This window comes from Stenotrophomonas sp. YJH_SMC_110 (assembly GCF_059369255.1).
The window spans coordinates 962,200-983,830 of record NZ_JCAFSM010000001.1 but is presented as its reverse complement, the minus strand read 5'-3'; the positions used below and the strand labels follow the sequence as shown (position 1 = coordinate 983,830).

At 68.1% G+C, this 21,631-nt stretch carries 21 protein-coding genes; 13 read left to right on the top strand and 8 right to left on the bottom strand.

The annotated features are described in order from the left end of the window. Position 1: 1 nt before the first annotated feature. The 4 genes from AC5P6H_RS04430 to AC5P6H_RS04415 all read right to left on the bottom strand — a co-directional run bounded on the left by AC5P6H_RS04430 (position 2) and on the right by AC5P6H_RS04415 (position 3,477). On the bottom strand, positions 2 to 1,207 hold the full coding sequence (locus AC5P6H_RS04430; RefSeq protein ID WP_032960667.1) for an efflux RND transporter periplasmic adaptor subunit: 1,206 nt from the start codon (positions 1,205 to 1,207) through the stop codon (positions 2 to 4). Further along, positions 1,204 to 2,457 carry a TolC family protein gene (locus tag AC5P6H_RS04425; protein WP_329768079.1) on the bottom strand — a complete coding sequence of 418 codons (1,254 nt, stop codon included), beginning with the start codon at positions 2,455 to 2,457 and terminating at the stop codon, positions 1,204 to 1,206. Before AC5P6H_RS04425 ends, AC5P6H_RS04430 begins: the two co-directional genes overlap by 4 nt. Before the next feature lie 56 nt (positions 2,458 to 2,513). Beyond that, positions 2,514 to 2,846 carry a hypothetical protein gene (locus AC5P6H_RS04420; RefSeq protein ID WP_014648874.1) on the bottom strand — a complete coding sequence of 111 codons (333 nt, stop codon included), beginning with the start codon at positions 2,844 to 2,846 and terminating at the stop codon, positions 2,514 to 2,516. A gap of 241 nt (positions 2,847 to 3,087) precedes the next feature. Further along, positions 3,088 to 3,477, bottom strand: coding sequence for a RidA family protein (locus tag AC5P6H_RS04415; protein WP_495202338.1), 390 nt, complete (start codon positions 3,475 to 3,477; stop codon positions 3,088 to 3,090). 108 nt (positions 3,478 to 3,585) lie between these two features. On the opposite strand from AC5P6H_RS04415, the gene AC5P6H_RS04410 reads away from it, so the two are divergent. Together AC5P6H_RS04410 and dnaQ are read left to right on the top strand one after the other, a co-directional pair. Continuing rightward, positions 3,586 to 4,479 (top strand): LysR family transcriptional regulator, encoded by an 894-nt coding sequence (locus AC5P6H_RS04410; protein WP_414612159.1) that lies wholly within the window; start codon positions 3,586 to 3,588, stop codon positions 4,477 to 4,479. A 146-nt stretch (positions 4,480 to 4,625) separates the two neighbouring features. Next, positions 4,626 to 5,135 carry a DNA polymerase III subunit epsilon gene (gene dnaQ / locus AC5P6H_RS04405; protein WP_049407177.1) on the top strand — a complete coding sequence of 170 codons (510 nt, stop codon included), beginning with the start codon at positions 4,626 to 4,628 and terminating at the stop codon, positions 5,133 to 5,135. Between the two features lie 13 nt (positions 5,136 to 5,148). Here the strand turns inward: dnaQ and AC5P6H_RS04400 are convergent, their stop codons facing one another. Continuing rightward, complete coding sequence (locus AC5P6H_RS04400; RefSeq protein WP_049442086.1) at positions 5,149 to 6,363, bottom strand: glycosyltransferase; 1,215 nt, start codon at positions 6,361 to 6,363, stop codon at positions 5,149 to 5,151. A 279-nt stretch (positions 6,364 to 6,642) separates the two neighbouring features. Between AC5P6H_RS04400 and rpmB the strand changes: the two genes are divergently transcribed. The 9 genes from rpmB (at position 6,643) to AC5P6H_RS04355 (ending at position 14,894) form a co-directional block, all read left to right on the top strand. Continuing rightward, entirely contained in the window at positions 6,643 to 6,879 is a 237-nt protein-coding gene (gene rpmB / locus AC5P6H_RS04395) for a 50S ribosomal protein L28 (RefSeq protein WP_005411638.1), read from the top strand. 10 nt (positions 6,880 to 6,889) lie between these two features. Further along, positions 6,890 to 7,057, top strand: a complete 168-nt coding sequence (gene rpmG / locus AC5P6H_RS04390) for a 50S ribosomal protein L33 (protein ID WP_169411268.1) — start codon at positions 6,890 to 6,892, stop codon at positions 7,055 to 7,057. Positions 7,058 to 7,574: 517 nt separating this feature from the next. After that, positions 7,575 to 7,823: a hypothetical protein gene (locus AC5P6H_RS04385; RefSeq protein WP_126411524.1), complete on the top strand. Its 249-nt coding sequence runs from the start codon at positions 7,575 to 7,577 to the stop codon at positions 7,821 to 7,823. Positions 7,824 to 7,948: 125 nt separating this feature from the next. Continuing rightward, the gene (gene cls, locus AC5P6H_RS04380) at positions 7,949 to 9,367 is read left to right on the top strand and encodes a cardiolipin synthase (protein ID WP_495202352.1); all 1,419 of its coding nucleotides are present in this window, start codon (positions 7,949 to 7,951) and stop codon (positions 9,365 to 9,367) included. Positions 9,368 to 9,412: 45 nt separating this feature from the next. Beyond that, entirely contained in the window at positions 9,413 to 10,834 is a 1,422-nt protein-coding gene (locus AC5P6H_RS04375) for an FAD/NAD(P)-binding protein (RefSeq protein WP_495202337.1), read from the top strand. A gap of 9 nt (positions 10,835 to 10,843) precedes the next feature. Beyond that, on the top strand, positions 10,844 to 13,036 hold the full coding sequence (uvrD, locus tag AC5P6H_RS04370) for a DNA helicase II (protein WP_014648867.1): 2,193 nt from the start codon (positions 10,844 to 10,846) through the stop codon (positions 13,034 to 13,036). A 122-nt stretch (positions 13,037 to 13,158) separates the two neighbouring features. Beyond that, entirely contained in the window at positions 13,159 to 13,485 is a 327-nt protein-coding gene (locus tag AC5P6H_RS04365) for a low molecular weight protein tyrosine phosphatase family protein (protein WP_032960648.1), read from the top strand. A gap of 106 nt (positions 13,486 to 13,591) precedes the next feature. Beyond that, a complete protein-coding gene (locus AC5P6H_RS04360) occupies positions 13,592 to 14,146 on the top strand; it encodes a hypothetical protein (protein WP_014648865.1) in 555 nt (184 codons plus the stop codon). 301 nt (positions 14,147 to 14,447) lie between these two features. Beyond that, a complete protein-coding gene (locus AC5P6H_RS04355; protein ID WP_005411629.1) occupies positions 14,448 to 14,894 on the top strand; it encodes a universal stress protein in 447 nt (148 codons plus the stop codon). 169 nt (positions 14,895 to 15,063) lie between these two features. Here the strand turns inward: AC5P6H_RS04355 and AC5P6H_RS04350 are convergent, their stop codons facing one another. Then, positions 15,064 to 15,348 carry a DUF2782 domain-containing protein gene (locus tag AC5P6H_RS04350; protein ID WP_111205376.1) on the bottom strand — a complete coding sequence of 95 codons (285 nt, stop codon included), beginning with the start codon at positions 15,346 to 15,348 and terminating at the stop codon, positions 15,064 to 15,066. 97 nt (positions 15,349 to 15,445) lie between these two features. Here AC5P6H_RS04350 and polA point away from each other — a divergent pair, with 97 nt between their 5' ends. After that, complete coding sequence (polA, locus tag AC5P6H_RS04345; RefSeq protein ID WP_495202336.1) at positions 15,446 to 18,220, top strand: DNA polymerase I; 2,775 nt, start codon at positions 15,446 to 15,448, stop codon at positions 18,218 to 18,220. A gap of 371 nt (positions 18,221 to 18,591) precedes the next feature. Next, entirely contained in the window at positions 18,592 to 19,071 is a 480-nt protein-coding gene (locus AC5P6H_RS04340) for a DUF421 domain-containing protein (RefSeq protein WP_046433229.1), read from the top strand. A gap of 44 nt (positions 19,072 to 19,115) precedes the next feature. On the opposite strand, the gene AC5P6H_RS04335 is transcribed toward AC5P6H_RS04340, so the two are convergent. Both AC5P6H_RS04335 and hemF read right to left on the bottom strand, forming a co-directional pair. Continuing rightward, complete coding sequence (locus AC5P6H_RS04335; protein WP_495202335.1) at positions 19,116 to 20,636, bottom strand: hypothetical protein; 1,521 nt, start codon at positions 20,634 to 20,636, stop codon at positions 19,116 to 19,118. 96 nt (positions 20,637 to 20,732) lie between these two features. Then, positions 20,733 to 21,629 (bottom strand): oxygen-dependent coproporphyrinogen oxidase, encoded by an 897-nt coding sequence (gene hemF, locus AC5P6H_RS04330; protein ID WP_032960638.1) that lies wholly within the window; start codon positions 21,627 to 21,629, stop codon positions 20,733 to 20,735. Positions 21,630 to 21,631 lie beyond the last annotated feature (2 nt).

Sequence of the window (21,631 nt, the reverse complement as noted above, 5' to 3'; positions counted from 1 at the left end):
CTCAGTGGCCGTGCTCGGCTTCGCCCTTGGCCAGCTCGGCCTTGAGCAGGAAGGCATTGGCACCGACGATGCGCTCGCTGCCGGTCAGCCCAGCGAGGATCTCGATGCGGTCACCGGCACGGCGCCCGGCCAGCACCGGCTGCGCCTTGAAGCCACCTTCGACGGCGACAAACACCGCGCTGCTGCCATCAACGTTCTGCACTGCATCGGCCGGGACGCTGAGCGAACCGTCCTGGCCTTCGGTGACCACCACGGCCGAGACCGGCGAACCGGCCGGCGGCAGCGACGCATCCACCGGGGTGGCGCGGATCACCGCGACGCCGCCCTGCTGGCGCACATCGGCGGCCGAACCGGTGACGGTGGCGGTGAAGCTGCCACCCGGCACGCTCACTTCCAGCGTCATGCCGGGCGTGACCTGTGCGGCCAGCGCCGGCGGTGCGGTGAACACCAGCTCGTTCATTGTCGGGTCGGCGACATCGGCGACTGCACTGCCGGCGGCGACTACACCGCCCGGAGTGACCTGCACGTTGCCGACGATGCCGGCCACCGGGCTGGTGATGCGCACGCGGCCACTGGCATCGGGCGCACCGTTGGCAGCGGCCTGGGCCTGCGCGGCAGCGGCCTGGGCCTGTGCCGCCAGCGACCGTGCGCGCGAGGCTTCCATCTCCTGGCGGGCGACCACGCCCTGGTCGACCAGCGCCTTGTCGCGGCCATAGGCCAGGCGCGCGGCCTCGGCTTCGGCCGAGGCGGCCAGCGCATTGGCGCGGAACACCGCCGCTTCGCCGCTGACCACGATCGCCAGTGCCTGGTTCTGCTTCACCGCGGTGCCCGGTGCGACCAGCACGCGTTCGACGCGGCCGGTCACGGTCGACGCCACCGAGGCGCGTGCACCGACCGACGGTTCGACCCGGCCGGACAGGCGCGTGGAGCTACCGCCACCACGACCGACCGCGACCACTTCGATACCGGACGCCTTGATCTGCTCAGGAGTCAGCTGCACGACACCCTCATCGCCATCGGCGGGCGCCTTTGCGGATTCGGCCTTGGCCTCCTTGCTGTCGGCGGCATGGCCGTGGCCATCGTCGGTGCCGGCCTTGGCCGCAGCCGGGTCTTCATTGGCAGGTGTCTGCGCGTTGCCAGCGCAGCCGGCCAGCAGCGCGGCCAGCAGCACGCCGCCGATCAGCGGGAAAGTACGGGAGAGCGTCATGGGACCTCCACAAAAGGTGCGCGCCCTTCAAGGCGGGCAAGATCGATTTCCGCGGCGACGCGCGACAGGCGCGCATCCACGGCGGTGCCGCGGGCGGCGATGAGGGCGCTGCGCGTGCTGCGCAGTTCCAGCTGCGAGATGCGCCCGGCGTCGAAGCCGATGCGGGCCAGGCGATACGCCTCTTCGGCGGCGACCACGCTTTCATCGGCGGCGCGGGTACGGCTGCCGGCGGCCTTCAAACCGGCCACCGCGGAGAGGCGTGCCGCCTCGCTGTCGCGGCGCTGCTGGTCCAGGCGTGCCTCGGCCGCGCGCTGGTCGGCATTGGCGGCGCGGATTCCCCCGCGGTTGCGGTCGAACAGCGGGATGCTGAGGCTGACCCCGAGGTTGTAGGCGCGCTCGCCCCCCTCGCGGAAGCGGGTCTGCGCGGCAGTGACGCTCAGGTCGGGCAGGGCGCGCTTGCGCTCCACCTCGACCAGCTTGCCCGCCGCATCGGCTTCGGCTTCAGCGATGCGCACCGCCAGTGCGGTATCGGTGGCACCGCGTGGCAACGGCGGCGCGCGGTCGAGCAGGCTGTCGCCGATCGACTGCACCGGCGCATCCAGCAGCGCGGCACCGGCCAGGCGGGCCAGCGCGGCATCGCGGAAGGCCTGCGCCTCATCCAGCGCGGCGCTGGCGTTGGCGACTTCGCTCTGCGCCTGCACGGCGCGCAGCTGCGGCTCGCGGCCCTGCTTGACCATCGCGTTGACCGCGTTGGCGTCAGCGCGGGTGAGGCTCAGTGCTTCTTCGGCCAGGGTGTAGCGGCGCAGTGCACTTTCCGCCTGTGCATAGACCACCGCCAGCTGGCTGGCCACGTCGCTGCGGCGTTGGGCACCACGCAGGTTGGCGGCCTGTGCCTCGGCACGGGCGGCACGGACACGCGCGCCACGCTGGCCCCAGACCTCCAGCGGCTGGGACAGGGTGAGCACGGTATCGGCCTTGCCCATGCCGCCATAGGAGCCGGTGCCCCAGGCGTTTTCGGCGGAGTAAGAGAGGGAAGGGTTGGGCAACGCACGGGCCTGGTCGGCGCGCGCGTCGGCGGCCTCGGCCAGCGCCGCACCGACGCGGGTGCCGGGCAGCTGGTCCAGGCGTTCAAGCAGGGTGTCGTAGGAAGGGGCGGCTTGCGCCATCACCGATGCCGCCGGGGCCAGGCCCAGCAACACGGCGACGACCCGCCCGGCCGCACGCAGCGGCCGACGTGTCAGGGTCGACATGAAGAATTTCCGGAGGTGAGGGGAACCGAAGCCCGCGAATGCGGGACGCGCTCAACTCACGCCCGGGGAGGACGCGTCAGTTCATCCTGGGCGACCGCATAGGTCGCCGCGTCGCCGGCATTCATCCAGCGCGCCGGAAGCGGCGCACCGAAGGCGGCGAAGGTACTGGCCGGCAGGCTCAGATTGGAGTGGTGGCAGTGGTTGTGGCCACAGGCACCGACGTGCTTGCCGTCGGCATCGCCATCGGCATCCGGTGCGGACTCCACATGCACCGTGCTGGCATGCGGTTCCACCGTGCAGGCCAGCGCGTCGGCCACCGGCACGACCACGAATGCCGCCATCAGCAGCATCAGCAGGGTCGAACGGAGGTGGCGGGTGATCCAGCGCATGGACGGCAGGCTAGCAAGCGGTTTTCGCCGGATACAATATCAATGGGCGCTTCGGGAATTCGTCGGAATCTCCCGTTCAGCTGGGCCGGGCGCGGGGTCGGATCCCTTTCCTCCGGAAAGGGCTCTGACCCCACCACACCGTTCGGGAGCGCCGCGCACATGTGCTCTGGTAGGTGTCGACCTTGGTCGACACGCTTTTCGACCCCACCGCGTTGCCGGCCAGCGGCCGGCACTACCCGTATCACGGCAGCTTCGCGATCACCTTGATCTCGAACTGGAACCCGTACAGCCAGGTCACGCCGATACCGGTCAGGGTCGGTTGCGGCGCCTCGCCCCAATACTCCGGCACGATTGCCCAGGCCTTCTCAAAGTTCTTCTCTGGATCGACCAGGAACACGGTCACGTCGATCACGTCATCGAACGTGCAGCCGGCAGCAGCCAACACCGCATTGAGATTCTCGAAAGCGCGGCGCACCTGCGTTTCGAAGTCTGGCTCGGGCGAGCCGTCCTCACGGCTGCCGACCTGGCCGGATACGAACAGGAAGCCGTTGGAACGGATCGCAGGCGAGTAGCGGTTGCGCTCGTACAGGGCCTGGCGGCCGGCGGGGAAAACGACATCACGCTGTGACATGGGGAAGATCCCGTGGGAGAGAACGCCATCCTCCCCGTCAGCGCTGTCTGGATAAACCGCGATGATCGGCCTAGATTGATTGTCAATTCCAAACAATCATGGCCCGCCATGGACCGTTTCGAGGCGATGCGGGCCTTTGCCCGGGTGGTGGAAACCGGCAGCTTCACCCGCGCCGCGCAGACCCTGCAGATCAGCCGCACCACGGCCACCCAGCTGGTGCAGCAACTGGAGGCACACCTGCGGCTGCGCCTGCTCAACCGCACCACGCGCCGGGTCAGCGTCACCGCCGACGGCGCGGCCTACTACCCGCGCATCGCCCGCCTGCTGGCCGAGCTGGAAGAGGTGGAAGGCGGGCTGGGTGACGCGGCCAGCCAGCCGCGCGGACGCCTGCGCGTGGATGTGCCCGGGCCGTACGCGCGGCTGCGGCTGGTGCCGGCGTTGCCGGATTTCCAAGCGCGCTACCCGGAGATCCAGCTGGACATCGGCGTGAGTGACCGCGAGGTCGATGTCATCGCCGACAACGTCGACTGCGTGATCCGGGGTGGCACCCCGGCCGACCCGGCACTGGTGGCGCGGCCGCTGGCGGCGCTGCCGATCGGCTTCCACGCCAGCCCCGGCTATGTGCAGCGTTTCGGGTTGCCGGCCGATCCGCGCGCGCTGGAAGGGCCCGACCACCACATGGTCGGCTTCCTCAGCCCGCGCAGCGGCCGCGCACGCGTGTTCGTTGCACAGCGCGGCGATGAACGCGTTGAGGTGCAGGGCCGCTATACGGTCGGCTTCGATGATGGAAACGCCTATCTGGCCGCTGCGTTGGCGGGGTTGGGCGTGGTGGCGCTGCCCAGCTACATGGCCGAGCCGCACGTGGCGCGCGGCGAGCTGTTGCCGGTGTTGCCGGACTGGCAGCTGCCGCCGATGCCGATGCATGTGATGTTCCCGCCGAACCGGCACATGAGCCAGCGGCTGCGGGTGTTCATCGATTGGGTGGTGGAGGCGTTGGGTTGATCGCGCGCGCGCATCTGTAGAGCCGAGCCCACGCTCGGCTGCTTCTGGCATCACCAAGCCCGCGCTACGCGCGCCAGCCGAGCGTGGGCCCGGCTCTACCGGCATGCGAAAATCACCACCGCACGTAACAGGAAACATCGCCACGCATGAGTCGCATCGTCGCACTGGATACCGAAACCACCGGCATCTCCCACCGCCTGGGGCACCGGGTGATCGAAATCGGTGCCGTCGAACTGATCGATGGCCAGCTCACCGGCCGCCAGTTCCACACCTACCTGCAGCCGCAGCGCAGGGTCGACTGGGGTGCACAGCGCGTGCATGGCATCAGTGATGCGATGCTGGTGGGCAAGCCACTGTTTTCCAGCAAGGCCGCCGAACTGCTGGACTTCCTGCGCGGCAGCGAGATGGTCGCGCACAACGCCACCTTCGATGTGGGCTTCCTGGACAACGAGCTGCGTCTGTCCGGTATTCCTGGCACGCTGGCCCAGCATTGCCGCATCACCTGCAGCCTGAAGCTGGCGCGCGGGCGCTGGCCCGGCCAGGGCAACAAGCTCGATGATGTGCTGCAGCGCCTGCGCATTCCCAGCCAGCGCGGCCTGCACGGCGCGCTCAAGGATGCCCATCTGCTGGCGCAGGTGATTTCGCACCTGCGCTGAGGCCTGGCCGCTGTTACACCGGCCGTAACCAGCGCTCGATCATCGCCACGCCACAGGCCACCCCGTCCTCATGGCCCATCGCCACGCCCAGGGCCGCCGCGCGTGCGCGTGTTGCGTCGGTTTCAACGAAGGTGATGGCTGCCGCCAGCGTTGCTGCATCCAGTCGCTTCGGTGACAACGGTGCCGGTGCCACGCCCAACCGATACAGGCGATCGGCCCAGAAGAACTGATCCGCGGCGAACGGCATCACCAGCGAGGGAATGCCGGCGCGGCAGGCCGAATGCGTGGTGCCGCTGCCACCATGGTGGATGGCGAGTGCGCAATGCGGGAACAGTGCTTCGTGTGGCGTCGGGCCGAGCACGAACACATCTGCTGGCAGCGCACCCGTCGGCAATCCGGCCCACCCTGGAAACAGCAGCACCCGGCGCGGTGCCAGCGCCTGCAGCAGGGCCGGCAGCACGCGCTCGCGATCGAATCCGGTCATGCTGCCAAAGCCCAGATAGACCGGCGGCGGCCCGGCATCGAGGAAGGCCTGCAGATCGGCTGGCGGCGTCCAGGGCGCATCAGGAAGCCGCCATTGGCCACAGGCGATGTGGTCGACCGGCCAGTCCGCCGGTGGCGGCAGCAGCTGCGGCGAGATGCCATAGAGCATCGGCAGGCCGGACCACAGCGCGCGACGCGGCGATTGCCCCAGTTGCTGGCGTGCCGCGTTGATCGGCCGACGGAACTGGCGCCAGATCAGGCCGTTGACCCACCCGTAACTGGCCCGGTTCAACCAGCCCGGCGAGCGTCCGGGCGGCAGGAACGGAGAGCGGAAGGCTCGCGTCGGGGTCAGCGGAATCATGCCGGTGCCGATGACCGGCAGACCCCGACGTTCGCCCACGCTCATGCCGACAAGGGCCGCCAGTCCGCCGGTCAGAATCGCATCGCAGCCTTCGGCGGCGGCATCGGCCTGGCGCATCCAGCCGCTGACATGCTGCAGCGCCATCCGTGCCAGACCGGTACTGGCGGCGGCAACACCGTTGCCCCGCGAGACAAGGGCGACCACTTCGTCATGGATGTCACCCTCAAGGGCCGCGTGGGGCACATCCAGGGCCTGCGCGCTGCCCAGGGTGCCGCCATCGGCCAGCAGTGTCACCGCGTGGCCTGCGCTGATCAGCCCATGGCAGAGCATGGCCAGCGGACGCGTATCGCCTTCGGTTCCGTAGGTCAGGGCCAGCAGCCGCATGGAAAGCTCCGCAGTGATCCGGGCCAGTATGCCGGTTGGCGAAGTCCCCCCGCCCCGCCGGTCCAGTCCCCGCCTGTGGGTAACTTGCGCAAGTGCTTGAACCCGTGCATAATGCGCGGCTCGCTGTGTCCGGTTTTCTACCGGGCGGCGCCCCCGGGAGCACGTCCCCGGCCGCCCAACGCCAGCGTACCCTTTGATTCTCTTGACGTGTGGTGGGCAACCATCGAGGCCGCCGTCGCCCGGGCTACGGGCTGACAACTACTACTATCGAGGTGCGCAATGTCCCGCGTATGCCAGGTTTCCGGCAAGCGAGTGCAGACGGGTAACAACGTCTCGCACGCCAACAACAAGACCCGTCGTCGTTTCCTGCCGAATCTGCACGAGCGCCGTTTCTGGGTGGCCAGCGAGAACCGCTGGGTCAAGCTTCGTGTTTCCGCGCATGCACTGCGCACCATCGACAAGAACGGCATCGATTCCGTTCTGGCTGAGCTGCGTGCGCGCGGCGAAAAGGTCTGAGGAGTAAAGCATCATGGCAGGCAAGCGCGATAAGGTCCGTATGATTTCCTCGGCCGGTACCGGCCACTTCTACACGACCGACAAGAACAAGAAGAACACCCCGGGGAAGATGGAATTCCTGAAGTACGATCCGGTCGTGCGCAAGCACGTCCTGTACAAGGAAGGCAAGATCAAGTAATCCGCAAGGATTGCTGGTCCCCGCGAAGAAACCCGCCCTTGTGGCGGGTTTTTTCATGCCCTGCGTTTACCTGGTGGATACCGACCATTCCGATGCTGCTGTGGTGGTGGTGGGTGCCGACCGTTGGTCGGCACTGGGCAGTCCCTGCGCACGCTGTCGCCAATGGCGCCATGCCTGGAGCGAAGGGCCGAATGCGATAAGTGATTGTTCCTACCGGTTCGGGCGCCTCGCACGGTTCAAATCGATTGGAACGACGGGCGTGGCCGTGCCCATGATGGTGAGCCGCTGCGGTTGCAGCGGTCGGGCTTGCAATCCCGTGAAGTCAATCAATCAGTAGACTCGCCCGCCGTCGCCGGAGATCCCTCCGGCGACGGTTGGTGACCTATCCGCCTCTATGGCGGACGGTGCGAGGGGGCCTTGCGCCCGCCGGTTCGTTTGCTGATTGATTGCTTCCCGGTATTGCAACCACGCATCGTCCGCCACCTTCACGGTGGCCAGATCAGTTGAAGGAGGTTGCATGAACACCCCATCACACCGGCAGGACCTGGAACTGGGCTGGCTGCGCCTGCAGCGCATGCTGCAAGGCATCGAGGGCATGGCGCTGCTGCTGTGCGACCACCATCTGGCACTGGCCAACGGCGCGCCGTCGCCGCTGCCGGAGGCGCAGCTGGAGCGGGCCGCACAGGCGATCGCCTGCATGGCGCTCAACGGCCGCCGCCATGCCGACGCGGTGCGGCGGCTGTGCGAGGTGCCGGTGCGGCATTGAGCCATCCTGTAGAGCCGAGCCCACGCTCGGCTGCTGTGCGGTCGGACCGGAAGGCCGTCGAGCGCGGCTCGACTCCACAAGGGCCGGTGGGCAGAATGGCCCATCACCTCCCGACGGGCGACACGATGCTGTTCGAGTGGTTGCTGGGTTCGTACCTGCTGCTGATCGACTGGCTGATCCGGCTGGTTGCACTGTGCTGGATCCCCACCCGCACCACGCCGGGGGCGGCGCGTAGCTGGCTGCTGCTGGTCGGCTTCGTGCCGCTGCTGGGCCTGCCGCTGTACCTGCTGTTCGGCCACCCATGGCTGTCGCGCGAGCGCATCCGCCGCCAGGCCGAGGCCTCGCAGGTCATCCGCGAGGAACAGGCGCTGCAGCATCGCCTGCGCTGGACACCGCAGCCGGACACCGCCAGCGCTGAGATCGTGCCGCTGGTGCAGCGCCAGGGCGACTTCATGCCGGTGCACGGCAACGCCGTCGATCTGCTGACCGACTACGACGAATCACTGCACACGCTGATCGCCGACATCGACCAGGCCGAAGACCGCGTGCACCTGCTGTACTACCTGATGTTCGACGACGCGGTGGGCGAGGCGATCGTCGAGGCCCTGCAGCGTGCGGCTGCACGTGGCGTGCAGTGCCGCGTGCTGCTCGACGCGGTGGGCGCCAAGCGCGGCCTGCGTGCCTATCGCAAGCGCCTGCAGGCGCGCGACATCGAAGTGCGCGCGATGCTGCCCGGTGGCCTGCGCTGGCGCCGCAGCGGGCGCATGGACCTGCGCAACCATCGCAAGATCGCGGTGATCGACAACGAAGTGGCCTATGTCGGTTCGCAGAACCTGGCCGGCCCGCAGTTCGTGCCCGGCCACCCGAACCGCGAACTGGTGGCGCGCGTGCGCGGCCCGGCGGTGGCGCATCTGGAAGCGGTCTTCGCCAGCGACTGGTACATGGAAACCGGCCAGCGCCTGGACGTGATCGCCGATGTGCCCGAGTGCAGTGACGACATCGCCACCCAGCTGCTGCCCAGCGGCCCGGCTTATCCGTACAGCAACGCACGCGATGCGGTGGCGGCGCTGATCCACCTGGCGCGGCGCCGGCTGGTGATGGTCACCCCGTATTTCGTGCCCGACGAAGCCACGCTCAGCGCCTTGCGCATTGCGGCCTTGTCCGGCGTGCAGGTGCAGCTGATCCTGTCGGCCAGCAACAACCAGCGGCTGACGTCGTGGGCGCAGGAGGCCTACTACGACGAGCTGCTGCGCTGTGGCGTGCGCATCGCGCTGTACGAGCCGCAGTTCCTGCATGCCAAGCACATGAGCGTGGACGAGGACATCGCCGTGCTCGGCTCGATCAACATGGATATCCGCTCGTTCGCGCTGAATGCCGAAATCGGCCTGGTCTGCTACGACCGCGCGCTGGTGCAGCAGCTGTGCGCGATCGAGGATGGCTACGTGCGCGAGTCGCGGCAGCTGGACCTGCAGCAGTGGCGCAGCCGTCCCACGTGGCGGCGCAGCCGCGAAGGCATCGCACGGCTGGCCGATGCGTTGATGTGAAACGGCGGCAACCGCCCGCTTCGGCAATCCGGCCCGTCATCGCCGATGGCCTACAATCGGCGCATGACTGATTCACTGCGTAATGGCGAACTGGACCTGGCAATCATCGGTGGTGGTGCGGCCGGGGTGCTGGTGGCGATCCAGGTGTTGCGCCAGGCTCAGGCGCCGCTGGCGCTGGCCATCTTCGAACCGGCTTCGCAGCTGGCGCAGGGCATCGCCTATGCCACGCCGTGGCCGGAGCACCTGCTGAACGTGCCGGCGGCGAAGATGAGTGCGTTTGCCGACCAGCCCGGCGATTTCCTCGACTACCTGATGGCCGCCAATGCCTACCCGGGCGAGGCGCGCGAGGTGCTGGGCGAGCGCTACGTGTGCCGCCACCACTTTGCGGCCTACCTGCAGCAGCGCCTGCAGGAGGCTGCCGCAGCCAGCCCGGCACAGCTGCAGGTGATCGTGCAGCCGGTACTGGGCCTGCAGCCGGATGACCACGGCTACCAGCTGGCACTCGGCGATGGCCAGACGCTGCACGCCGCACAGGCAGTGCTCGCCACCGGCAACAGCATGCGGCCGCTGCCGATAGCCGGTGCCGAGGCACTGCCCGCCGATGACGTGATCGAGGCCTGGGACTACGACGGCGTACGCACCCTGGCCGGTGAGCAGGCCGTGGCCATCGTCGGCTCCGGCCTGAGCATGGCCGACACCGTGCTGGCGCTGGTTGCAGCCGGCCACACCGGCCCGCTGCATGTGATCTCGCGCCATGGCCTGCTGCCGCTGCCGCATGCGCATGGCGGCCTGCCCACGTTCGACCCGGCTGCGCTGCTGCCGATGAGCCTGCGCCAGCGCCTGCGCGCGTTGCGCGGGTTCGCGCGCCAGGCGCAGGCCGACGGCCTGCCGTGGCAGGGAGTGATGGACCGCATCCGTCCGCACGGGCAGGCGCTGTGGTGCAGCCTTGACGCGGCCGACCAGCGCCGCTTCCTGCGCCATGTGGTGCGCTACTGGGACGTGCACCGCCACCGCATCGCCGAAGAGGTCGACGCACAGCTGCAGGCGCTGATCGAAAGCGGCCAACTGCGTATTCACCGGTCCCGCCTGCAACGCATCGGCCGCGAAGGCGATGCCCTGCGGCTGTCGGGTCGCGACGCCTCCGGCAAGGATCAGCACTGGACAATCGGCGGCGTGATCAACGCCACCGGCGTGGAAACCCGCGCCAGCGCGCTGCGCAATCCCTTGCTGCAGCAGCTGCAGAGCGATGGCCTGGCCCGCCCCGGCCCGCACGGGCTGGGTCTGGACAGCACGGTGCCGGGCGACCGCCTGCGTGCCGCCGGTGGCCAGCCGCAGGCGCGGCTGGGCGTACTCGGCAGCCTGCGCATCGGCAGCCTGTGGGAAAGCCTGGCGGTGCCTGAACTGCGTCAGCAGGCACAGGCACTGGCCACCCAGGTGGTCGCAGGAGCCGCGACGGCGATGCCGTAAAATGGGGGCATGGATGTCTCCCACCTGCTTGATGGCCTGAACCCGGCCCAGCGCGAAGCCGTCTCCGCTCCCCCCGGTCACCACCTGGTGCTGGCCGGTGCCGGTTCCGGCAAGACCCGCGTACTCACCCACCGCATCGCCTGGCTGCATGAAGTCGATGGCGTGCCGACCCATGGCATTTTCGCGGTGACCTTCACCAACAAGGCGGCTGGCGAAATGCGCCACCGCATCGACGCACAGCTGCCCCATGGCAGCCGTGGCATGTGGATCGGTACCTTCCACGGCCTGGCCAACCGCCTGCTGCGCCTGCACTGGCAGGACGCGAAGCTGCCCGAAGGCTTCCAGGTGATGGATTCGGACGACCAGCTGCGGCTGGTCAAGCGCGTGGTGCAGGCGCTGGAGCTGGACGACGGCAAGTACCCGCCCAAGCAGATCGCGTGGTGGATCAACGCGCAGAAGGACGAGGGCCGCCGCCCGCAGCACATCCAGCCCGAACCCCACGACGCGTGGCTGGAAACCATGCGCCAGGCCTACATCGAGTACCAGGCGCGCTGCGACCGCGCCGGCCTGGTCGACTTCGCCGAGCTGCTGCTGCGCGCGCACGAACTGCTGCGCGACAACCCGGCGCTGCTGTCGCACTACCGCGCCCGCTTCCGCGAGATCCTGGTGGACGAGTTCCAGGACACCAACGCCATCCAGTACGCCTTCGTGCGCGTGCTGGCCGGTGATTCCGGCCACGTGTTCGTGGTCGGCGACGACGACCAGGCCATCTACGGCTGGCGCGGCGCCAAGGTCGAGAACGTGCAGGGCTTCCTGCGCGATTTCCCGGGCGCGCAGACCATCCGCCTGGAGCAGAACTACCGCTCCACCGCCAACATCCTCGGCGCTGCCAACGCGGTGATCGCGCACAACCCGGATCGCATCGGCAAGCAGCTGTGGACCGACAGCGGTGACGGCGAGCCGATCGACCTGTACGCCGCGTACAACGAGATGGACGAGGCACGCTACATCGTCGAGCGTGCCCGCCAGTGGGTGCGCGACGGTGGCAGCTACACCGAAGTGGCCGTGCTCTACCGCAGCAACGCGCAGTCGCGCGCGCTGGAAGAAGCGCTGCTGAGCGAGCAGGTGCCATACCGCGTGTATGGCGGCATGCGTTTCTTCGAGCGTGCCGAAATCAAGGACGCACTGGCCTACCTGCGCCTGCTGTCCAACCGCAACGATGACGCCGCGTTCGAGCGCGCGGTCAACACCCCCACCCGGGGCATCGGCGACCGCACGCTGGACGAAGTGCGCCGCGAGGCGCGCGCGCAGGGTATCTCGCTGTGGGAAGCAACGATGCTGGTCACCCAGGGCAACGCGCTGGCCGCACGCGCGCGCAATGCGCTGGCCGGCTTCCTGGGGCTGGTCAACGAGCTGCAGGCGCAGACCGTGCACATGACCCTGGCCGAGCGCGTGGACCACGTGCTGGCCCGCTCGCAGCTGCGCGAGCACTGGAGCAAGGAAAGCCGCAACGCGCTGGACTCGGAGTCGCGCACCGACAACCTCGACGAACTGGTCTCGGTCGCCTCGCGCTTCGTGCGCCGGGCCGACGACATCGAGGAAGTGGGCGAGGACATGGACGAGCTGGTCGCGTTCCTGGCCTATGCCGCGCTGGAGGCCGGTGAGGGCCAGGCGCAGGCAGGCGAAGAGGGCGTGCAGCTGATGACCCTGCACTCGGCCAAGGGCCTGGAATTCCCGCTGGTGTTCCTGGCCGGCCTGGAAGAAGGCCTATTCCCCAGCGCACGCTCGCTGGAGGAAAGCGGGCGGCTGGAAGAAGAGCGCCGCCTGGCCTATGTCGGCATCACCCGCGCGCGCCAGAAGCTGGTGCTGAGCTATGCCGAATCGCGCCGCATCCACGGCCAGGACAACTACAGCCTGCCGTCACGCTTCCTGCGCGAGATTCCGCGCGAACTGCTGCACGAAGTGCGCCCGAAGGTGCAGGTCTCGCGGCCGGCCTCCATGGGCGCCAGCCGGGTGATGGGCCATGCCTCGATCGAGGCGCCGCCGGTCAAGCTCGGCGCGCTGGTTACCCATCCCAAGTTCGGCGAAGGCATGGTGACCGACTACGAAGGCAGCGGCGCGCACGCCCGCGTGCAGGTCGAGTTTGCTGATGCCGGCAGCAAGTGGCTGGTGATGGCCTACGCCAACCTGACGGTGATCTGATCGCCGTCGAGGGGTCGGATTCCTCCCGCAGGGAGGGCTCTGACCCCATCGCGGAATGCACGTGGTTGGGGCCGGAGCCTTTTCCGTTGGAAAAGGGCTCTGCCCCCCATTAGGCTGCGCTCATGACCCGCAATGTGCTCTTCCTCTGCAGCCAGAACCGCCTGCGCAGCCCGACGGCCGAGCAGGTATTCGCCGATTGGCCGGGCATCGAGACCGCCTCGGCCGGGCTGCTGGCCGACGCCGAGGAAGTGCTCAGCCCCGAGCTGCTGCAGTGGGCCGATATCGTGTTCGTGATGGAGCGCGCCCACCGCAACCGGCTGTCCAGCCGCTACAAGGCCTGGTTGAACGGCAAGCGGGTGATCTGCCTGGATATTCCGGATGACTACGAGTACATGGACCCGGTGCTGGTGGAACTGCTGAAGCGCAAGGTCACGCCGTTCCTGCGTTGACAGGCTGTTGTAGAGCCGAGCCCATGCTCGGCTGCTTTTCCGGCCAGAAGCAGCCGAGCATGGGCTCGGCTCTACAATAGGTGGCACTTCTTCCAGGAACGCCCCCATGACCGAACCCACGCTGCACGTCACCGTGAAGTTGAACGCCCGGCTGCAGCCGGAGCACCGCCACGAACTGTTCGAGGATCCGCTCGACGCGCTGCTGCAGGCGGCCCAGGTGGGCGAGCTGACCGGCGGCGGCACCGCGATGTCCGACCTGGGTGAGGTCGAATACGGCGATATCGAAGTGGCACTGGTCGATGCCGCGGGCGTGCCGAAGCTGATCGACCTGCTGGAGCAGCTGGGTGCACCGAAGGGTTCGCAGATACAGGGCGCAGGCGAGGCCGATCGCAGCTTCGGCGTGACCGAAGGCCTGGGCATCTACCTGGATGGCCTGAACCTGCCGGACGAGGTCTACGAACAGTGCGATTCCAACCACGTGTTCGAGCAGCTGTCCGGGAACATCGACGGCCTGGGCGAGATCTGCAGCTGGTGGCAGGGCCCGACCGAGACCGCGCTGTACATGTACGGCCAATCGTTCGAGGCGATGCGCGATGCGATTGACGAGTTCGTGGCCAGCTACCCGCTGTGCCAGAACGCGCGCGTGGTGCAGATCGCCTGAGCGACGTTGTTGTAGAGCCGAAGGTAGCGGCAGGAGCCGCTGCCAACGTCGCTTGCGACGGCCCGAAGGGTGCCGGTCAGGACGACCGGCATAGCCCATGCTCGGCTACTTTTCCCGCCAGAAGCAGCCGAGCACGGGCTCGGCTCTACAGAAGAGGGCGGGCCGAGCCTGTCCCCCGGACCACGTGACGGTGCGCACACGCCGCTGCGCGGCGCCGGATTGATCCTGCTCAAGGCGCCGCCTGCACATACGGTGTGCAATGGTGTCGTTCCCATCTGGCAGACCGCCACGGAGCCCCACCATGTACAAGCGCATCCTGATTGCCACTGACGGGTCCGAACTGGCCGACAAGGGCCTGGCCAAGGGCTTGGAGCTGGCCAAGGACCTCAACGCCGAGGTCGATATCGTCACTGTTTCCGAGCCGTGGGCCGTCGGCATGTACGACGCCATGGGCTGGAGCGTGGGCTACATGAACAGCCCCGAATACAAGGCCGACCGCGAGGAAGGCGCGCAGAAGGTGCTGCAGCCGGCGCTGGCCAAGGCCGCCGAGCAGGGCATCACCGCCAACCCGGTACACGTGCTGGACCGCTATGCGGCCGACGGCATCATCGAGACCGCCGGTGAGCGCAACAGCGACCTGATCGTGATGACCTCGCACGGCCGCCGCGGCGTGACCCGTGTACTGCTGGGCAGCCAGACCGCCGAAGTGCTGGCACGCAGCACGCTGCCGGTGCTGGTCATCCGCTGATCCATACCCGCTGATTCAAGCGTTCCCGGGGAGGGGACCCGACGCCGGCCGCAGGATGCGCGCCGGCGTTGTTTTTTTGTGGGGGATCGGGGCCGTGCCGGTGGCTTCGAGGGGGTCAGAGCCCTTTCCTGTGGAAAGGGATCCGACCCCGGTCACAACCCCGGTCACCTCACCAGCTGTACAGCTTCCAGTAGACCGGCGACACGCCGTCCCTGTCGTTGTCCATGCGGCCGTCGCCGTTCTTGTCGTACATGTAGAACGGGGCACCGCGCGACGGGGTCACCTTGACCATGCGCAGCTGGCCGGACACGCGGTATTCCTCGATGGTGTCACCGTTGTCCATGGTGCGCTTGGATACATCCGCGCCCTTGACGTCCACCGGGGGAGCGCCCGCGCCACCCATGCTGGCGCAGCCAGCGAGCAGGAGCAGGGAAGCCAGCATCAGGGTCTTCATCGGCGGGGCCTTTGCCTGGAAAGAGCCCTGATTATGCCCCATCGCGGTGTACGGGCCGTGTCGCCGCGGTGCAGGCACGGGCGCGTAGAATCGGCACATGAGCAGATTAGTCCTGATCGACGGGTCCAGTTACCTGTACCGCGCGTTCCACGCGCTGCCGCCCCTGTCCAATGCACAGGGTGAACCCACCGGCGCGCTGTTCGGCGTGGTCAACATGCTGCGTTCGACGCTGAAGGAGCGCCCGGCCTACGTCGCGTTCGTGGTCGACGCGCCGGGCAAGACCTTCCGTGACGACCTGTACGACCAGTACAAGGCCAACCGCCCGCCGATGCCCGATGAGCTGCGCAGCCAGGTCGAGCCGATGTGCCGCATCGTCGAAGCGCTGGGCATCAGCATCCTGCGCATCCCCGGCGTGGAGGCCGACGATGTGATCGGCACGCTGGCCCTTCAGGGCCTGGCGCAGGACCTGAAGGTGACCATTTCCACCGGCGACAAGGACTTCGCCCAGCTGGTGCGCCCGGGCATCGAGCTGGTCAACACCATGACCGGCAGCCGCATGGATTCGGATGCGGCGGTGATGGAGAAGTTCGGCGTGCGCGCCGACCAGATCATCGACCTGCTGGCGCTGATGGGCGACGCGGTCGACAACGTGCCGGGCGTGGAGAAGTGCGGGCCGAAGACCGCCGCCAAGTGGCTGGCCGAGTACCAGCACCTGGACGGGGTGATGGCGGCCGCGCCGGCCATGAAGGGCAAGATCGGCGAGAACCTGCGTGCCGCACTGGAGCGGCTGCCGCTGAACCGCGAGCTGGTGACCATCCGTACCGACGTGCAGCTGGACGCCAGCCCGACCACGCTGGCCCTGCGCGAGCAGGATGTGCCGGAGCTGACCGAGCTGTATACGCGCTATGGCTTCACCCAGGCGCTGAAGGAGCTGGGCGCGCCGGTGCCGGCACCGGTGGCCGCCAGCGAGGCGACCCCGAGCCTGCGCGGCACCGCCGCTGGCTTCGCCCGTGGCAGCGTCGAGGCGCCCGCCGCTGGCACGCTGGATCCGGCACTGTCCGCGCCGGGTGAGTACGAGACCGTGCTGACCGCCGAGCAGCTGCAGGCCTGGGTCGAACGCCTGCAGCAGGCCGAACTGATCAGCTTCGATACCGAGACCGATGCGCTGGACGCGATGCGCGCGCGCCTGGTGGGCATCAGCCTGGCCGTCGAGCCGGGCAGGGCGGCGTACATTCCGGTCGGCCACGATTACCCGGGTGCGCCGGCCCAGCTGCCCATGCAGCAGGTGCTGGACGCACTGCGCCCGGCGCTGCAGGACCCGGCGAAGAAGAAGCTGGGCCAGCATGGCAAGTACGACCTGCATGTGCTGCGCCGCCACGGCGTGGCGATGCAGGGCTACCACGACGACACCATGCTCGAGAGCTTCGCGCTCAATTCCACCGCCACCCGCCACGACATGGATTCGCTGGCGCTGCGTTACCTGGGCTACAGCACCATCAAGTTCGAGGACGTGGCCGGCAAGGGCGCCAAGCAGATCCCGTTCTCGCAGGTGGGCATCGACGAAGCCAGCCGCTACGCCGCCGAGGACGCCGACATCACCCTGCGCCTGCACCACGCATTGCAGCCGCAGCTGCTGGCCGAGCCGGCGCTGGACAGCGTGTACCGCAACATCGAGATGCCGCTGGTGCCGGTGCTGGCCAGCATTGAAGCCAATGGCGTGGGGATCGACACCGACGAACTGCGCCGGCAGAGCCAGGACCTGTCCTCGCGCATGCTGGCCGCGCAGCAGAAGGCCACCGAGCTGGCCGGGCGCAGCTTCAACCTGGATTCGCCCAAGCAGCTGCAGGCGGTGCTGTTCGACGAGCTGAAGCTGCCGGCGGTGGTGAAGACCCCGAAGGGCCAGCCCAGCACCAATGAAGAGGCGCTGGAGGCGATTGCCGACCAGCATGAGTTGCCGCGGGTGATCCTGGACTACCGCGGGTTGGCCAAGCTGCGCAGCACCTACACCGACAAGCTGCCGGAGATGGTCAACCCGGACACCGGCCGGGTGCATACCAGCTACCACCAGTCCGGTGCCGCCACCGGCCGCCTGTCCTCGTCGGACCCGAACCTGCAGAACATCCCGATCCGCACCGAGGACGGCCGCCGCATCCGCCGCGCGTTCATCGCCCCGGAAGGTTTCCAGCTGCTGGCGGCCGACTATTCGCAGATCGAACTGCGGATCATGGCCCACCTGTCCGAGGACCCGGGCCTGGTGCGTGCCTTCGAGCAGGGCGCCGACGTACACCGTGCCACCGCCGCCGAGGTGTTCGGGCGCACGCTGGAGGAAGTGACCCCGAACGAGCGCCGCGCCGCCAAGGCCATCAACTTCGGCCTGATGTACGGCATGAGCGCCTTCGGCCTGGCCCGCAACCTGGGCATCGACCGTGGCCAGGCGCAGGACTACGTGGCGCTGTACTTCAGCCGCTACCCGGGCGTGCGCGACTTCATGGAGCGGATGCGCCAGCAGGCCCGTGACCAGGGCTACGTGGAAACCCTGTTCGGCCGTCGCCTGTACCTGAACGACATCCACGCCCGCAACCAGGGCCTGCGTGCCGGTGCTGAACGCGCGGCGATCAACGCGCCGATGCAGGGCACTGCCGCCGACATCATCAAGCGCGCGATGGTGGATGTGGACCAGTGGCTGCGTGACAGCGGGGCGCCGGCACGGATGATCCTGCAGGTGCACGATGAACTGGTGTTCGAAACCGAAAGCAGTTTCGTCGAGGACCTGCGTTTGCAGGTGGTGGAGCGCATGTCGCAAGCGGCCAAACTGCGGGTGCCACTGGTGGTCGACACGGGCGTCGGCAACAACTGGGACGAAGCGCACTGACGGTGTTTCAGGCCGAAAACGACGTGAATTTGTTCATGAGTCGGGTGTTTCTGACTCGACCATGAATGTTGCCCCTATTGAAATTCATTAAATGGGGTCCCTTCACGAACCGTTAGTGTTCGAAGTGCTTCTATAACTCCCGACAGGCGCAACGCCTGTTGTGGATCTCTCCCATCCCCTGGAGCAGATCTCGGAACGGGGACTCCTCCCCAAGTGCCCGTTCCCCGGCCCCGTTGACCTCCCCCTGGTCAGCGGGGCTTTTTATTTGCGCCTACGGAACACACACACTGGGGGTCAGATCCCTTTGCCCGCCGGGCAAAGGGATCTGACCCCAGGTGCTAGGCTGGGCCACCGTTCCGCAGGGGAAGACCATGCCCGACCTGTTCGCCCTGGCCATGCCGTGGTGGGAATTCATCCTGCGCGCGGTGGTGGTCTATGTCGTGGTGCTGGGCATGGTCCGGCTGGGCGGCAAGCGGGCTCTGGGGCAGATCACGCCTTTCGACGTGCTGCTGATCGTGCTGCTGGGCAACGCGGTGCAGAACGCGCTGCTGGGCACCGACACCTCGCTGGGCGGTGGCCTGCTGCTGGCGGCCACCCTGATCGTGCTGAACTACGGGGTGGGCTGGTTGACCACCCGGAATCGGCGCATGGAGCGGATGATCGAAGGAGAGCCCACCGTGATCGCGCGTGATGGCCGGCTGTTGGAGGGCGTTCTCCGCCGCGAACTGATCAGCCGGGCCGATTTCGATGCCGCGCTGCGCCAACAGGGCGGCCTGCAGATCGAGGACGTGCAGATCGCCCTGCTGGAGACGACCGGGCACATCACGATCATCGCGCGGAAGAGCACCTGACCTCGTAGCGCCGGGCCCATGCCCGGCTCAACAGGTGCCTGGCCTCAGGGAGCGGCTTCAGCCTTCAGCGCCGGCCAGTTGCGCGTCGCGTCCACATCGCAGGCGACGTGGGTGCCCTTGCCGTCCTTCGCGCAGATCGCCGCCATGGCCTGCGGAATCTTCGGATCCGCGGTATGCGCATACACCGCGGCCATTGCCAGGCAACCTTCGCGCACACCCGCGCTGCATAGCGTCTGGAAGTAGGACCGCGATGCGGCCCATTGTTCGTTTTTGAACAGTGCCTCGCCGGCAACCTTGCAGCCCAGCAGCTTGCCATCGGTGCAGCAGGCCTTGGCGCCGTCCTTGCGGTCCAGGGTCGGGCAGTCCAGCGGCAGGGGGATCTCCGCGAAGGCCACCGGCGGTGCGCAGCTGGCATTGCCTGAGCCCGGCTTGCGCTCGTAGTAGGCGAAGCGGTTGCCGCCGTCGACGCTGGCCAGGTTTCCGTTCTTCAGCGGCTGCAGTACGAAGTCGCTGCCGACGTCGCGATGGATGAGGATGCGCCCGTCCTGCAGGCTCGCGCGCAGGCGCTGGTCGCGGCCCCCGGCTTCCATCAGGCCACCATCGAGGAAGCGCAGCTGCGAGAGCACGCCGTACTCCGCTTCATAGCTCCCACAGGGCAGCGCGGAAGCCGGCACCGGGGCCAGTGCAGCGGCCGGTACCGAGGCCAGTCGGGCAAGCGCCTCGGCGCGGCCGCAGGCCACGCCCTCCGCGCGCTGGGCGCACGACAGCTGCAGCGCGTCATGGGCCTGCAACAGGCGCCCACCACTCCACAGCGCCTCGGCAACGTCGGCGCAGAACGCCTCGCCGTGCTGCTGCCGGCACAGTGCGGCCAGTTCATCGAGCTGCGCGGACGGCAAGACAGGGTCGTTCGAATGCTGCAGGCCGAGCACGGCCTTGCCCATCATCTCGGCGCCGACCACCTCGGCGATCGCCCTGCAGCCCTCGGCATTGAACGACGCCGAATCCTCCTTGCAGATCTCCGGCATCGGCGGCTCGGAACGTGCAGGCGCCGGCGCTGCGTCCTTGGCCTGCCGCTGGTAGGTCTCCAGCAGCTGCATGCAGGCCGCGCCCACGCCTTCGGCGCACCAGGCATGCAGCTTCAGCGGTTCGGCTTCCGGCAACGCCTCCAGGCACTCGGAGGTGTTCATTACGCAGCCGCCCTCGATGGGCTCCGGCATCGTCTTGCAGACGGCGGTGTGCTCGCGGGTGAATTCGCGATAGGGGGTGCTGATCGTGCGATCGTTGTCCGAGAAGTACCAGTTTTCCAGGCGGCCGGTGGACAGGTTGCCGGTGCCGAGCACGTCCTCCTGGCGGGCGATGCGCAGCTGCTCGGTGGCCTGGTAGGGGCCGGACAGGAAACCATGGCCTTCACTTTCGATGGTCAGCGTGGTGTTGCCGTCGACGTCCTTGTAGGTGCCGCAGGCCATCGATTGCGCGGCGGCCGGCAGGCTGGCCGAGGCCAATGCAAGCAACAGCAGGGAGCGCCAGCCCGCGGCGCGGGGGCGGAAGGGAACAGCAGCAGGCATGGGGTCATCCTTGAAGGAGGCAGTGCAGGGCCTGTCCGGCGCGGGGCGCACCACAGGCGTAAGAAGGCGCCACGGATCAGGCGTGGCGCCGGACGATCAGAGCCAGTCGCGTGGCACCAGGTAGTCGGCCAGGCGCGCCTCGGCGCTGCCCGCTTCCGGGGTGAAGCCGTACTCCCAGCGCACCCGCGGCGGCAGGCTCATCAGGATGCTTTCGCTGCGGCCACCGCTCTGCAGCCCGAACAGGGTGCCGCGGTCGTAGACCAGGTTGAACTCCACGTAGCGGCCGCGGCGGTACAGCTGGAACTCGCGTTCGCGCTCGCCATATGCGGCGTCCTTGCGCTGCTGCACGATCGGCAGGTAGGCGTCGAGGAAGCCATCACCGACCGCACGCAGATAAGCGAAATCGCGCTCGAAATCGCCGTGCAGGTCATCGAAGAACAGGCCGCCGACGCCGCGCGTTTCATTGCGGTGGCGCAGGAAGAAGTATTCATCGCACCAGCGCTTGTGCGCGGCATAGCGCTCGTCGCCGAACGGCGTGCACAGGTTGCGTGCGACCCGGTGCCAATGCTGCACGTCCTCGTCGAACGGGTAGAACGGAGTCAGGTCGAAGCCGCCGCCGAACCAGCTGGCCACCACTTCGCCGTCGCGCTGCGCCTGGAAGAAGCGCACGTTGGCATGGGTGGTCGGCACGTAGGGATTGAGCGGGTGGAACACCAGCGACACGCCGGTGGCGCGCCAGGAGGCGCCGGCCAGTTCCGGGCGGTTGGCCGAGGCCGACGGCGGCAGGCGGCTGCCGGCCACATCGGAGAAGCCGATGCCGGCCTGCTCGAACACCGCGCCGTCGCGCAGCACGCGGGTACGCCCGCCACCGCCCTCGGCCCGCTGCCACAGGTCTTCCTGGAAGCGGGCCTGGCCATCGACGGCCTCGATCGCCGCACAGATGCGGTCCTGCAGGTCGGTGAGGTAGGTGCGCACGCGCTCGAATTCGTTCATGG

Coding starts and splice junctions, on each gene's coding strand:
- AC5P6H_RS04365 (WP_032960648.1), top strand. CDS start 13,159: ATGACCCGCAATGTGCTCTTCCTCTGCAGCCAGAACCGCCTGCGCAGC.
- cls (WP_495202352.1), top strand. CDS start 7,949: ATGCTGTTCGAGTGGTTGCTGGGTTCGTACCTGCTGCTGATCGACTGG.
- AC5P6H_RS04350 (WP_111205376.1), bottom strand. CDS start 15,348: ATGAAGACCCTGATGCTGGCTTCCCTGCTCCTGCTCGCTGGCTGCGCC.
- AC5P6H_RS04385 (WP_126411524.1), top strand. CDS start 7,575: ATGAACACCCCATCACACCGGCAGGACCTGGAACTGGGCTGGCTGCGC.
- AC5P6H_RS04425 (WP_329768079.1), bottom strand. CDS start 2,457: ATGTCGACCCTGACACGTCGGCCGCTGCGTGCGGCCGGGCGGGTCGTC.
- rpmB (WP_005411638.1), top strand. CDS start 6,643: ATGTCCCGCGTATGCCAGGTTTCCGGCAAGCGAGTGCAGACGGGTAAC.
- AC5P6H_RS04430 (WP_032960667.1), bottom strand. CDS start 1,207: ATGACGCTCTCCCGTACTTTCCCGCTGATCGGCGGCGTGCTGCTGGCC.
- AC5P6H_RS04375 (WP_495202337.1), top strand. CDS start 9,413: ATGGCCTACAATCGGCGCATGACTGATTCACTGCGTAATGGCGAACTG.
- polA (WP_495202336.1), top strand. CDS start 15,446: ATGAGCAGATTAGTCCTGATCGACGGGTCCAGTTACCTGTACCGCGCG.
- AC5P6H_RS04420 (WP_014648874.1), bottom strand. CDS start 2,846: ATGCGCTGGATCACCCGCCACCTCCGTTCGACCCTGCTGATGCTGCTG.
- dnaQ (WP_049407177.1), top strand. CDS start 4,626: ATGAGTCGCATCGTCGCACTGGATACCGAAACCACCGGCATCTCCCAC.
- AC5P6H_RS04400 (WP_049442086.1), bottom strand. CDS start 6,363: ATGCGGCTGCTGGCCCTGACCTACGGAACCGAAGGCGATACGCGTCCG.
- AC5P6H_RS04355 (WP_005411629.1), top strand. CDS start 14,448: ATGTACAAGCGCATCCTGATTGCCACTGACGGGTCCGAACTGGCCGAC.
- AC5P6H_RS04410 (WP_414612159.1), top strand. CDS start 3,586: ATGGACCGTTTCGAGGCGATGCGGGCCTTTGCCCGGGTGGTGGAAACC.
- hemF (WP_032960638.1), bottom strand. CDS start 21,629: ATGAACGAATTCGAGCGCGTGCGCACCTACCTCACCGACCTGCAGGAC.
- AC5P6H_RS04340 (WP_046433229.1), top strand. CDS start 18,592: ATGCCCGACCTGTTCGCCCTGGCCATGCCGTGGTGGGAATTCATCCTG.
- AC5P6H_RS04360 (WP_014648865.1), top strand. CDS start 13,592: ATGACCGAACCCACGCTGCACGTCACCGTGAAGTTGAACGCCCGGCTG.
- AC5P6H_RS04335 (WP_495202335.1), bottom strand. CDS start 20,636: ATGCCTGCTGCTGTTCCCTTCCGCCCCCGCGCCGCGGGCTGGCGCTCC.
- AC5P6H_RS04415 (WP_495202338.1), bottom strand. CDS start 3,477: ATGTCACAGCGTGATGTCGTTTTCCCCGCCGGCCGCCAGGCCCTGTAC.
- uvrD (WP_014648867.1), top strand. CDS start 10,844: ATGGATGTCTCCCACCTGCTTGATGGCCTGAACCCGGCCCAGCGCGAA.